We start from the raw sequence: 11,345 nt of genomic DNA on the forward strand, positions 1-11,345 counted from the left end.
CGTATGTCGGTGGAGGCGCTGTTCAATCCGCGTTCGATCGCTCTGGTCGGGGCCACGGACAAGTCGGGGTGGTCGGTCAGCACGCTGCTCAACCTGCGTACGCACGGCTTTCCCGGGCCTGTGCACCTGGTGAACCCCCGGGGTGGCGTCGTGCACGGCTCGCCCGCCTTCCGGAGGCTGACGGACATCCCCTCGCCGGTGGACCTGGCATACGTCATGGTGCCGACGGGCGCCGTGCTCGGGGTGCTGCGGGAAGGGGCCAAGCTGGGGATCCGATGTTACGTGGTCCTCACGGCCGGGTTCGGGGAGGCCGGGGAGGAGGGGGCGCGGCTGGAGTCCGAGATTTCGGCTTTTGCTGTGGAAAATGGGCTTACGATCCTTGGGCCGAACGGCAACGGGTATATCAACGCCGCCGTCGGCGTGACCCCGTACGGGCTGCCCATCCCCTCGCCCCTGCTGCGCGGCTCCGTCGGCGTGGTGCTGCAGAGCGGCGCGCTGGCCAGCTCGGTCCTGGCGTTCGCGCAGGCCCGCAACGTCGGCTTCAGCCTGCTCACCTCGATGGGCAACGAGACGGTCGTCACCGTCACCGACGTGGTCGACTACCTCGTGGACGACCCGGCCACCAAGGTCATCGCGTTGTTCCTGGAGACGATCAGGAACCCGGCCGAGTTCTCGCGGGTGGCGCGGCGGGCGCTGGCGGCGGGCAAGCCGATCGTGGCGCTCAAGATCGGACGCAGCCGGCTGGCCTCGCACACCGCGCAGGCGCACACGGGGGCGCTCGTGGGCGACGACGACGTCATCGACGCGGCCCTGCGCCAGCTCGGCGTGATCCGGGTGCGGTCGCTGGAGGACCTGATCATCACGGCCGGGCTGCTGGCGTCGTCCGGGCCGCTGCCGGGGCGCCGGGTCGGCGTGGTCACCCCTTCCGGCGGGGCCTCGGAGATCATCGCGGACCGGGCCGAGGACGAGGGGCTGGAACTGCCGCCGTTCGCGCCTGAGACGGTGGCGCGGCTGGCCGAGATCGTGCCGTCCTTCGGCACCGTACAGAATCCGCTCGACGTCACCGGCTACGTCCTCATCGACCGCACCCTGCTGGGGCGGGCGCTGGAGGTGGTAACCGCCGACCCCGGGATCGACCTGGTCATGCTCCTGTCCGAGCCGCCCAGGATCGCGCCGCCCGACCCGGCTCCCGCGTTCGCCCTCTACTCGGCCAGCGCGGGGCGCATCGCCGCCTCGCCGGTGCCGGTCGTGGTGGTGAGCAACGTGCTGACGGATGTCACGGAGTTCGGGCGGCGGGTGCAGCAGGAGACTGGGTTCCCGTACGTGGTGGGCGGGATCGAGCATGGCCTCCAGGCCATCGGCGCCGCTGTCCGCTGGTCGGAGGCCCGTTCCCGCGCACTCGCCCAGCCTCCTGCCCACCCCCCTGGCGCCGTCCCGGCCGGAGCCACCGGTGTGTGGGCCGAGCATCGCGCGTCCGCCCTGCTCGCCTCCGCGGGGCTGCCGGTGGTGCCGTCCGTTCTGGTACGTACAGAGCCGGAGGCGGTGGCGGCGGCCGACGGCTTCGGCTATCCGGTGGTGCTCAAGATCGCGGCCGAAGGGCTCGGCCACAAGAGCGACATCGGAGGTGTGCGGCTTGGGGTGAGTGGCCCCGATGAGGTACGGGAGGCGTACCACTCGCTGGCGGGCGCGCTGCCGTCGTTGGCCGGTGTTCTCGTTCAGCCGCAGCGGATCGGCGGGGTCGAGTTGCTCGTCGGCATTGTGCGGGATCCCGCCTGGGGGCTCACGCTCGCGGTCGGGCTCGGCGGGGTTTGGGTGGAGGTGTTGCGGGACACGGCGTTGCGGGTGCTGCCGGTGGACGCCGGGGAGGTGCGGCGGGCGCTCTCCGAGTTGCGGGGCGCGGCGCTGTTGCGCGGGGCCAGGGGCGGCGAGCCAGCGGACCTGGACGCGCTGGCCGAGGTGGTGGCGCGCATCTCGGCCTTCGCGGAAACCCTGGGCGACGGCCTGGAGTCCCTGGAGATCAACCCGCTCCTCGTCACCGGCTCCCGCGTCGAGGCCCTGGACGCCCTGGTCACCTGGCGACCCGCCGACGAGAGCGGCACCTGACCCTCGGGCTGGTCCCGGCTGGGACCAGCCCATTCGGCCCCTTGCTACTCGACCTCGATCGGTAGCTCGTGGACCTCTGTCGTCGGATGCCCGGCCTTCTCGTGCACGCGCATCACCGCCTCCTTGGACGGCCCGGTCGAGAGGCAGAACACCTTGCCGGACTCCGGGTCCAGCCAGGCGCGCTCGAAGTGCACGCCCTCGGACTCCTCGATCGCCAGGTCGCGCTCGTGCGCCTCCCGCAGTTGCTCCTGCGTGACCCCGACGAACCCACTGTGCACGTCCATGAACTTCGCCATCGCGGCTTGTACTCCCTTGCGTTTTGCCTTTTGCATGAGAGGCGTTCCATCCCGTGCCATCCCGTGCCGTCCGGGGATGGGTGACGCTCAGCGTGGGGATCGGGCGCGGAGCACCTGGAGTGCCCGATCCGCGTGCCCGTTCATGTCGATCTCGCTGTGGATCACGTCCACGATCCGCCGCTCACTGTCGATCACGAACGTCATGCGCTTCGTGCTCAGCGGCCCGGGCACCAGTCGGCGTCGTACCCCGAACTGGTCGGCCACCGCCCGATCCGGATCGGACAGCAGCGGGAACCCGAATCCGTGCAGATCGGCGAACTGCCGCTGGCGGTCCACGGGATCGGCGCTGATCCCCACGGGCTGGGCGCCGTACTCGGCGAACTCGGCGCCCAGGTCGCGGAAGTGGCACGCTTCCGCGGTGCATCCCCGGGTCATCGCGCCGGGGTAGAAGAACAGCACCACAGGCCCGGCAACCAGGAACTCGGTGAGCCGCCGCGGAGTCCCCTCCTGGTCCAGCAGCTCGAAATCATCGACTACTTCGCCTTTCACGTGCTACCTCCTGCTCGTCGGGCCGGGAAGCGGGCCCTCCGCAGGTAATCCAACCACGATCAGCGTGATCTTCCCGGCAGTAGAGCGCCGCCAAGGCCCAGGGCGGCGGTCGACCTCGTCCGTTTCCGCCGCGCCCGCGATCGCGATCGTCGCGGACCCGGCGACATCAGAAGTCGTCGCGGACCCGGCGACATCAGAAGTCGTCGCGGACCCGGCGACATCAGAAGTCGTCGCGGACCCGGCGACATTAGAAGTCGTCATCATGCGCACGCCCTCCTCCAACTCCACGACCGCGATCACGTACGGGCCCTCGTCCTCGAAGCCGGGGGTTCCACATCCAGGGAAGAGCTCATGGGCTCGGCACGCCCGTGCCGTCTCGGCCGTTGCCCGACAGCACCTCCTCCAGGGTCGGGCGGGGCTCGCCCGGAGCGCGTGGGCCCGGCTGGGCGAGCTGGATCAGGACGCCGTGTGCCTCCTTCGGGTGCAGGAACACCTCCCTCCAGCGGGGATCCGCCTGGTTGAGGCCATGGAGGCGGTAGCCGCGGGCGGTCAGCCGGGACACGGCCGCCGTCAGGTCGTCGACGTGGAAGTTCAGGTGGTGGACGCCGCCCCTGCCCCTGGTGAGCTCGAAGAAGCTGTCGAAGAACGTCGATCCGGCCAGCGGCTCCATGAGCTCGACCCGGCCGCCGTTCGCATACGTGAGCTGCAGCGTGCGGTAGCCGGCGACCCGGTTGTCGCCCCCGCCGCCCAGGTGCCGGCCGCCGAGCAGGTCGCGGTAGATCGGCAGCAGGTCCCTGATCCGGGGAGCGGCCACGGCCGTGTGGTCGAACGACACGTCGAGGCCGTCGAGTTCCAGATCCAACGCACGACTCCTTACTCCAGGCGATCCTAGAATTTGATTCTAGCGGCCAACCAGCGGCTCACTCTTGACGGCGGGTGATGTGAGGAGCAGCATCTCAGAAATAGATTCTAGAGCTTGCTTCTAGAACCTACTGACGGGGTCCAGCCCGACCAGAAAGGCCCGCCATGAGGCTGTCCTACGTCCGCGAGCTCGACGAATATCCGACCGGCGCCCGCCGCATGAAGATCCTGACGATGGCGGTGCTGGCCATCCTCATCGGCTCCTACGAAGGGCAGATCGCGCCCGTCGTGCCCCTCCTGCTCAAAGATCTGAACATGACGCTGGCCACGTACGGCGCCGTGTCCGGCACGGCGGCGGTGGCCGGGGCGATCGCCTCCATCCTGGGTGGCAGGCTGACCGACCGGCTCGGCCGGGTGCGGCTGCTCATCCCGCTCATGGCCCTGACGGCCGTGTGCTGTTTCGCGATGACGCTCGTGCACAGCCCGCGCGATCTGCTGATCGCCCGCATCGTGCTGGCATTCGTGGACGGCGTGGCCATGGCCAGCACCGCGCCGCTGATCCGCGACTTCTCGCCGCGCCTGGGGCGGGCTCAGGCGTTCGGCTTCTGGACCTGGGGCCCCGTCGGCGCGAACTTCCTGGCCGCGGCCATCGCGGGCTTGACCCTGCCGATCTTCAACGACTCGTGGCGCTCGCAGTTTGTCATCATGGGGTGCTTCTCGCTGGTGATCTCGGTGGTCATCGCGGTCAACATCGCGGATCTGTCTCCTGAGCTGCGGGCCAGGATCCAGCACACCGAACGGGCCGCCACCGAGGTCGTCGATCTGAGGCAGCCGCCCAGGCTGCGGTCGCTCTTCGCCAGGCGGAACATCTGGGCGCACGTCGTCGGGATCTCGTTGTGGCTGGTGCTCTACATCACGCTGTCGCTCTTCGGGCAGACCATGCTGGTCGGGGCGCTCGGTATCAGCAGTGCGCAGGCTTCCACGATCATGGCGGCGTTCTGGAGTCTCAATCTGCTCACGTTGATCGTAACAGGCCGCCTGTCCGACCGAACGCAGCTGCGCAAGCCGTTCTCCCTCGGCGGAACCATCGCCGCCGTGATCGTCACCGCCTACCTCGCCGTCTCACTCGGGCAGGAAGGCGTGTCCACCGGCCTGCTGATGGTGATCGGCGCGCTGCTCGGCGGCTCGCTCGGGGTGGCGTACGCGCCCTGGATGGCCAACTACTCCGAGGACGCGGAAGACGCCGACCCGCGGCTGCAGGGCACGGCCTGGGGGTTGTTCGGGTTCCTCAGCAAGGGCATCGCGGTGATCGGGCTGCTGGTCATCCCGCACGTCGTCGAGGCGACGAACTGGCAGACGTGGTTGTTCGTGGCGCTGGGCTGCCTCGTCCTGTTCATCCCCGCGATCGTGCTGTTCAACGGGCCCTGGCGGCGCCCCGCCCGCACTCCCGTCCAAACCGCGCTCGGGGAGGCCAAGGGATGACCGAGCTGTCCAACGTCGCCGACTCCGACCTGCGCGGCATCCGCGACCTCGACATCGACGACGTGCTCGCGTACGTGCACCGCGACCTCAAGCGGCTGCCCGACTACACCGAGCTGTACAAACGCTATCTACGCCAGCGGTGGGACGTCTACGAGCTGGACTTCGCCCAGGATGTCGTCGACTGGCGGCAGGGCATGTCCCAGGAGGAGCGGGACGCGTTCGTGGGGATCTCCGCGGGGTTCCACCATGGGGAGCGGCAGGTGGAGGTGGAGCTGCCGGTGTTCATGCTGGGCGGCTCCGAGGAATCCAAGATCTACATGTCCAGCCAGATCGAGGACGAGGCCCGGCACACGGTGTTCTTCGACCGCTTCTATCGTGAAGTGGTCGGCATGCCCGGCGACTCGGTGCAGGCGGTGCTGGACGCCTCGTTCGAGCACGTGTCCGAGACGTTCGCAGGGCCTTTCGGGCTGCTCGCCTACCAGGCCGACGAGCTGCGCAAGGATCCCGAGGATCCGGCCGCCCGGGTGCGGTACGGGACCACGTACTTCCTGTGGATCGAGGGTGTGCTGGCGCTGTCGGTGATGAAGATCACGCTGACCTACTGCCGGGAGCGGGGGTTCCTGCCCGGCTACTACACCGGGTTCACCGCCACATGTCGTGACGAGGCCAGGCATGTGCAGTTCGGGATGCGGTTCCTGCGCGACTCCGTGCAGGAGGATCCGCGGCTGCTGCTCCAGATCCACGAGACGCTCCGTACGATCCTCGTCATCAACGGCGCCACCAGCCGCAGGCTCGCCCTCGAGTCGCTGGGCTGGGCGCCGGAGGAGGTCAGGCGCCTGATGATCCGCCAGCTCCACATGAAGCTGACGGACGTCGGCATCGCTCTCGCGCCGGACATCCAGGACATGGTCGCCCGCATCGAACCAGAGCTCGCCGGAGGCTGACGCATGCGCTTCTTCACCCCGGAATGGGCCGAAGCCGCCCGCGCCGCTGTGGACGCCGGGCCCGCGCAGGAGGGCAAACTCCCGGCGTACTGGGCCTGGATCGACCGCGCCCGTACCGGCTACACCGCCACGTGGGCGCTGGGGGTGCGGGAGACAGGGGCGTACCTGGTGCTGAGCTGGAAGGACGGCAAGTGCGCGGACGCCGCGATCACCGACGATCCCGGGGACGCCGACTATGTTCTGGCCGCCGGGCAGACGACCTGGCGGGAGTTGCGGGAAGGGGGTGATCCCGGGCGGGTGGTGATGTATCGGGGGTTGCGGCTGGAACGGGGGGATGTGCTGGCATTCTTCCGAGTGATCTACTTCTTCGTGGAATCCCTCGCCGCCTTGTCCCAGGTCCACACCGAACCCTGAAGGCCGTTCACGCCTGGGCCACGGTGTCGGGGTCGCCATGGTGGCGAATGGATGCTCACCGCCCAGATGGCCAGGAGCATGCGCCACCCAGACGGCCAACACCGCATACCACCCAGTCGGCCGGCGAGCCTGGCGTGACGGCGGCCGGCCACGTGCGGGTCAGCGGGCGTCGCCCTGGAGGCGCTGTGCCCCGTGCGGCGGGTGGCGTGCCGTTGGCTTTGCCGTACCAGATAAGAGTTTCGCCGAGGAACGGCGCCGCACCGGTTTCACCCAGGAGCGGCGCCGCACGCCACCGAAAGGAGATGGATCAGTCGCGGTGGAGCTTCCGGTACGTCACGCGGTGCGGGCGTGCGGCGTCGGCGCCCAGCCGCTCGATCTTGTTCTTCTCGTAGTCGGCGAAGTTGCCCTCGAACCAGAACCAGTTCGACCCTTCCTCCCACGCCAGGATGTGGGTGGCGATGCGGTCGAGGAACCACCGGTCGTGCGAGGTGATCACGGCGCAGCCCGGGAAGTCGAGCAGGGCGTTCTCCAGCGACGACAGCGTCTCCGTGTCGAGGTCGTTGGTGGGCTCGTCGAGCAGCAGGACGTTGCCGCCCTGCTTGAGGGTGAGCGCGAGGTTGAGCCGGTTGCGCTCGCCGCCCGACAACACCCCCGCCTTCTTCTGCTGGTCAGGCCCCTTGAACCCGAACGCCGCGATATACGCCCTGGACGGCATTTCCACGTTGCCGACCTTGATGTGGTCGAGCCCGTCGGACACGACCTCCCAGACGTTCTTGTTCGCGTCGATGCCGCCACGACTCTGGTCCGCGTAGGAGAGCTTGACCGTGTCACCGACCGTGACCGAACCGCTGTCGGGCGTCTCCCCACCCGTGATCATGCGGAACAGCGTGGTCTTGCCCACGCCGTTGGGGCCGATGATGCCGACGATGCCGTTGCGGGGCAGGTCGAACGTCAGATCCTCCATCAGCAGCCGGTCGCCGAAGCCCTTGCTGAGCTGGTCCGTCTTGATCACCGTGGTGCCCAGCCGCGGGCCCGGCGGGATCTGGATCTCGTCGAAGTCGAGCTTGCGGTGCTTGTCGGCCTCGGCCGCCATCTCTTCGTAGCGCTGGAGCCGGGCCTTGCTCTTGGTCTGGCGGGCCTTGGGGTTGGACCGAACCCAGTCGAGCTCGTCCTCCAGGCGCTTCTTCCGCTTGACGTCCTTCTGCCCCTCGACCCTGAGCCGCTGCGCCTTGGCCTCCAGGTAGGTGGAGTAGTTGCCCTCGTACGCGAAGGCGCGGCCACGGTCGAGCTCCAGGATCCAGCCGGCGACATTGTCCAGGAAGTAGCGGTCGTGGGTCACGGCCAGCACGGTGCCCGCGTATTTCTCCAGGTGCTGCTCCAGCCACTGCACGCTCTCGGCGTCGAGGTGGTTGGTGGGCTCGTCGAGCAGCAGCAGGTCGGGCGCTTCCAGGAGCAGCTTGCACAACGCCACCCGGCGGCGCTCACCACCCGACAACGTGGTCACGTCGGCGTCCGGCGGCGGGCAGCGCAGGGCGTCCATGGCCTGCTCAAGCTGGCTGTCGAGGTCCCACGCGTTGCGGTGCTCGAGCTGGTCCTGCAGCTTGCCCATCTCTTTCAGCAACTCGTCGCTGTAGTCGGTGGCCATCTGCTCGGCGATGTCGTTGTAGCGCTGGAGCATCGCCATCGTCTCGGCGACGCCCTCCTGGACGTTGCCGAGGACGGTCTTCTCCTCGTTGAGCGGCGGCTCCTGCTGGAGCATGCCCACCGTGAAGCCCGGCATGAGCTTGGCATCACCGTTGGACGGGTGCTCCAGGCCGGCCATCATCCGGAGCAGCGTCGACTTCCCGGTGCCGTTCGGCCCCAGGACACCGATCTTGGCTCCGGGCAGGAACGACAGCGTGACGTCGTCAAGGACAACCTTGTCGCCGTGCGCCTTGCGCACGCGCTGCAGGGTGTAGATGTACTCCGGCATGCCCTCTAGCTTAGGGGCTCCCAACCCGGGCTTCCGCCGGTCCTCCTCAGCGGTACTGAGGGTGATCTACGAGGGGTCAGGGGGTGGGGTCTTTGGGAGGGTGCGTGGGGGTGGTTGGACGGCGGGGATGCAGACTCGGTCGCGTCCCAGCTCCTTGGCTCGATACAGGGCCAGGTCGGCAGCGGCCAGCAGGTCGATCAGGTCGTCGCCGTGGACGCTCATCAAGGCGACCCCCGTCGAGATGGTGATCCTGATCGGGGTGTCGTCGGCGGGGATGGTCATGTGGCCGATGTGGGTACGGAGGCGTTCGGCGACCTGGCGAGCCTCGTGGACGTCGGCACCCGGCAGGAGGACCACGAACTCCTCACCGCCGAACCGGCCCACCAGGTCGTAGTCGCGCAGCTGGCTGCGCAGCGTGGCCGCCACCCCGACGAGAACCTGGTCGCCGACCAGGTGGCCGTGGGCGTCGTTGACCCGTTTGAAGTGGTCGATGTCGATGATCAGCAATGCCAGGGTGTCGCCGGTGCGGCGGGCCCGGACTATTTCGGTGTCGGCTTCGCGTTGCCAGGCGGCGGCGTTCAGGAGGCCGGTCTTGGCGTCGGTGCGAGCGGCGGCCTGGAGCTGGGCGTGCAGGAGGCTGCGTTGCAGCAACACCACCGGCGGGAGCGCCAGCACCAGCAGGGCCAGGTTGAGGCCGCAGGCGATCGAGACCGTGACGCCCAGGCACAGCTCGACGATGTCCAGCAGGACGCTCTCCCTGTCCCACAGGACCTCCCGCCAGGTGGTGTCGGGGTCGGCCGTGTGCGCGGCGAAGGCGATGAGGGCGATGTTGAGCAGGGAGAAGAGCACGGCGGCCAGCACCGCGAAGATGATCGGCGAGCCGCTCCCCCGCGACAACACCCAGGGATCCTCGACGAACCGGTGGAACACGACAGACGCCGTGCACCCGGCCAGCCCGATGGCTGCTGCGCTGAACACCCTGCGGTAGAGGACCGTGGCCCGCACACGTACCTGGAGCAGGATCTGCAGGACGATCGGCGCGAAGAGGGCATAGACCGGAGGCAGCAGCAGTGCCACCGGCAACCACCAGGCCGACAACAGGTCCCGCGAGACCCCGGCGGGCACGCCCAGGCGTCTGGTGGCCTCGATGCAGACCGCGCCACAGCCCATGAGGGCGGTGAACGTGAGCAAATCCCGCCACTGGAAAACCGTGGAGGCCGCGAACAGCATGATCGCGACGAGATCAAGGGCGACTATCGCGCACAAGTAGACCACGAGCGCGCGGCGTTGCCCGAGCAACGGCCAGCGGCCGGCCAGCGTTGACACACCGTCGCGAGTGCCGATCGAGGCGTGACTGGTCGCCGCCATCTCGTCTCCTCCCTGACTAACGATGTGTAACACAATAATTGCGGAGTGTGCGTTGTGCGATGGGAACCGATACGTTGGCAATGACGACACCTGCTCAATCCGCGAGCGGGCCGTGCTGGAAAGGAGCAGCCATGGTGCGGGGCGTGACCTGGACCTGACAGATGCTCTAGCCATCTGACGCGGGCAACACACCATCGGCCGCCGCCCTCGGGGTGTCAACGGGACCTGGCCGGTGCCCCCTCCCCCCTCCATCTGGCTCCTCCCCTGTGCTTCTTTTCCCCTCCATCCAGCTCGTCCTCCATGCTTCTGCTCCTGCCGTTGCTCGCCCGCTCCGGACCAGTCCCCCTTGTCACCGGCGGCGGGCTGTTCGACCTGTGCAGGGGCACCGGTCCGGCGGTCGATGCCCCTGCACCCGCCGCCGCTGCCGCTACGCCGCCGCTCGTTCCTCCAGCGTCATTTGCTCGGCATCACGGTCCTTTCCGTCGTCGCCCTCAGCGCGCACCGTCTCGTCGCCCTCGGCACCCAGAATGCGCACCGTGTCACCCTCCGCTCCCAGCGCACGCATCGTGTCGCTCTCTGCTCCCAGCACGCGCGGTGTGTCGCCCTCCGCCCTCAGCGTGCGTACGGCGCCGCCCTCCGCCTCCAAGGCGAGGCGAGTGTCGTTCTCCACCCCCAAGGCGCGGCCGGTGCCCAGAACGGCTGCGGCAGTGGCTTCCGCGCGGGTGCGGCCGCGGAGGTTTCGGGACGCCATCGCCCAGTCCCGGGTCTCCTCGTCGAGGCGCTCGCGCATCTCCTTGCTCATCGTGCCCACCCCGCCGCCTCGGTCCGGCTTGGTGAAGACGCCGCTGCCCCAGCGCAGGTCATGACCCACCGCGCTGGCCTCCACCTCGGGCATGAAACGACGATCGCCCTCGGGGCCGAACTCACGGATGCGTAGCTTGCCTGACACCACCACCGGATGCCCCGCGCGTACGGAGGCGGCGACGTTTTCTCCCAGTGCGCGCCAGCAGCGGACCGTGAAGCAGACCTTGTCGCCATCCGTCCACTGCCCCGACTTCTTGTCGAAGTAGCGGTGTGAGGTGAGCACTTTCAGCGAGGTGATCCTGGTGCCGTCGTCGAAGCTGTATTGCCTCGGCTCTGCCGCTACGTTGCCGGTGAGCGTGATGTAGATGTCGTTCATCCCGTGCCTCCCATGCGGCGGGCCGGCTGCCCGCGATCTGGGAACACGGTGCCGTGGGCGGGCGAGGCGGCGGGCGGTGGAACGGGATTCTGTGGATGAAGGGTGAGCGATGGCACCGGCTGTGGACAAGGCCGCCGCCCACGAGGGTGGACAGGCGAAAGAGCCGCCGCACGACG

Annotated in this window: 10 protein-coding genes and 1 pseudogene; 4 read left to right on the forward strand and 7 right to left on the reverse strand. The window is 68.7% G+C overall.

The genetic code is table 11. The features are described from left to right. The first annotated feature begins 3 nt into the window (after positions 1-3). Positions 4-2,103, forward strand: a complete 2,100-nt coding sequence (locus tag ACFLIM_RS18620; protein WP_393167006.1) for an acetate--CoA ligase family protein — start codon at positions 4-6, stop codon at positions 2,101-2,103. A 44-nt stretch (positions 2,104-2,147) separates the two neighbouring features. On the opposite strand, the gene ACFLIM_RS18625 is transcribed toward ACFLIM_RS18620, so the two are convergent. The 4 genes and pseudogenes from ACFLIM_RS18625 to ACFLIM_RS18640 all read right to left on the reverse strand — a co-directional run bounded on the left by ACFLIM_RS18625 (position 2,148) and on the right by ACFLIM_RS18640 (position 3,810). Continuing rightward, the gene (locus tag ACFLIM_RS18625) at positions 2,148-2,399 is read right to left on the reverse strand and encodes an SCO4226 family nickel-binding protein (RefSeq protein ID WP_393167008.1); all 252 of its coding nucleotides are present in this window, start codon (positions 2,397-2,399) and stop codon (positions 2,148-2,150) included. Between the two features lie 87 nt (positions 2,400-2,486). Next, positions 2,487-2,948, reverse strand: coding sequence for a peroxiredoxin (locus ACFLIM_RS18630; RefSeq protein WP_393167010.1), 462 nt, complete (start codon positions 2,946-2,948; stop codon positions 2,487-2,489). A gap of 3 nt (positions 2,949-2,951) precedes the next feature. Further along, positions 2,952-3,266 (reverse strand): annotated as a pseudogene (locus ACFLIM_RS18635) (hypothetical protein); the annotation flags it as partial. Between the two features lie 31 nt (positions 3,267-3,297). Beyond that, complete coding sequence (locus tag ACFLIM_RS18640) at positions 3,298-3,810, reverse strand: VOC family protein (RefSeq protein ID WP_393167012.1); 513 nt, start codon at positions 3,808-3,810, stop codon at positions 3,298-3,300. 164 nt (positions 3,811-3,974) lie between these two features. Between ACFLIM_RS18640 and ACFLIM_RS18645 the strand changes: the two genes are divergently transcribed. The 3 genes from ACFLIM_RS18645 to ACFLIM_RS18655 are packed head-to-tail and all read left to right on the forward strand — an operon-like array spanning position 3,975 to position 6,649. Then, positions 3,975-5,291, forward strand: coding sequence for an MFS transporter (locus ACFLIM_RS18645; RefSeq protein WP_393167014.1), 1,317 nt, complete (start codon positions 3,975-3,977; stop codon positions 5,289-5,291). Beyond that, the gene (locus tag ACFLIM_RS18650; protein WP_393167016.1) at positions 5,288-6,235 is read left to right on the forward strand and encodes a ribonucleotide-diphosphate reductase subunit beta; all 948 of its coding nucleotides are present in this window, start codon (positions 5,288-5,290) and stop codon (positions 6,233-6,235) included. Before ACFLIM_RS18645 ends, ACFLIM_RS18650 begins: the two co-directional genes overlap by 4 nt. Before the next feature lie 3 nt (positions 6,236-6,238). Further along, positions 6,239-6,649 carry a hypothetical protein gene (locus tag ACFLIM_RS18655; RefSeq protein WP_393167018.1) on the forward strand — a complete coding sequence of 137 codons (411 nt, stop codon included), beginning with the start codon at positions 6,239-6,241 and terminating at the stop codon, positions 6,647-6,649. A 307-nt stretch (positions 6,650-6,956) separates the two neighbouring features. On the opposite strand, the gene ettA is transcribed toward ACFLIM_RS18655, so the two are convergent. The 3 genes from ettA to ACFLIM_RS18670 all read right to left on the reverse strand — a co-directional run bounded on the left by ettA (position 6,957) and on the right by ACFLIM_RS18670 (position 11,169). Then, positions 6,957-8,621, reverse strand: coding sequence for an energy-dependent translational throttle protein EttA (ettA, locus tag ACFLIM_RS18660; RefSeq protein ID WP_393167020.1), 1,665 nt, complete (start codon positions 8,619-8,621; stop codon positions 6,957-6,959). Positions 8,622-8,687: 66 nt separating this feature from the next. Then, complete coding sequence (locus ACFLIM_RS18665) at positions 8,688-9,989, reverse strand: GGDEF domain-containing protein (protein ID WP_393167023.1); 1,302 nt, start codon at positions 9,987-9,989, stop codon at positions 8,688-8,690. A gap of 427 nt (positions 9,990-10,416) precedes the next feature. Beyond that, positions 10,417-11,169: a single-stranded DNA-binding protein gene (locus ACFLIM_RS18670; protein WP_393167026.1), complete on the reverse strand. Its 753-nt coding sequence runs from the start codon at positions 11,167-11,169 to the stop codon at positions 10,417-10,419. Positions 11,170-11,345 lie beyond the last annotated feature (176 nt).

It is taken from the genome of Nonomuraea marmarensis, assembly GCF_043197025.1.
Taxonomy (GTDB): Bacteria; Actinomycetota; Actinomycetes; order Streptosporangiales; family Streptosporangiaceae; genus Nonomuraea; species Nonomuraea marmarensis.

What these genes read in the sequence shown, in the direction of transcription:
- ACFLIM_RS18655 (WP_393167018.1), top strand. Translation starts at nt 6,239, where the DNA reads ATGCGCTTCTTCACCCCGGAATGGGCCGAAGCCGCCCGCGCCGCTGTG.
- ettA (WP_393167020.1), bottom strand. Translation starts at nt 8,621, where the DNA reads ATGCCGGAGTACATCTACACCCTGCAGCGCGTGCGCAAGGCGCACGGC.
- ACFLIM_RS18645 (WP_393167014.1), top strand. Translation starts at nt 3,975, where the DNA reads ATGAGGCTGTCCTACGTCCGCGAGCTCGACGAATATCCGACCGGCGCC.
- ACFLIM_RS18650 (WP_393167016.1), top strand. Translation starts at nt 5,288, where the DNA reads ATGACCGAGCTGTCCAACGTCGCCGACTCCGACCTGCGCGGCATCCGC.
- ACFLIM_RS18620 (WP_393167006.1), top strand. Translation starts at nt 4, where the DNA reads ATGTCGGTGGAGGCGCTGTTCAATCCGCGTTCGATCGCTCTGGTCGGG.
- ACFLIM_RS18670 (WP_393167026.1), bottom strand. Translation starts at nt 11,169, where the DNA reads ATGAACGACATCTACATCACGCTCACCGGCAACGTAGCGGCAGAGCCG.
- ACFLIM_RS18625 (WP_393167008.1), bottom strand. Translation starts at nt 2,399, where the DNA reads ATGGCGAAGTTCATGGACGTGCACAGTGGGTTCGTCGGGGTCACGCAG.
- ACFLIM_RS18665 (WP_393167023.1), bottom strand. Translation starts at nt 9,989, where the DNA reads ATGGCGGCGACCAGTCACGCCTCGATCGGCACTCGCGACGGTGTGTCA.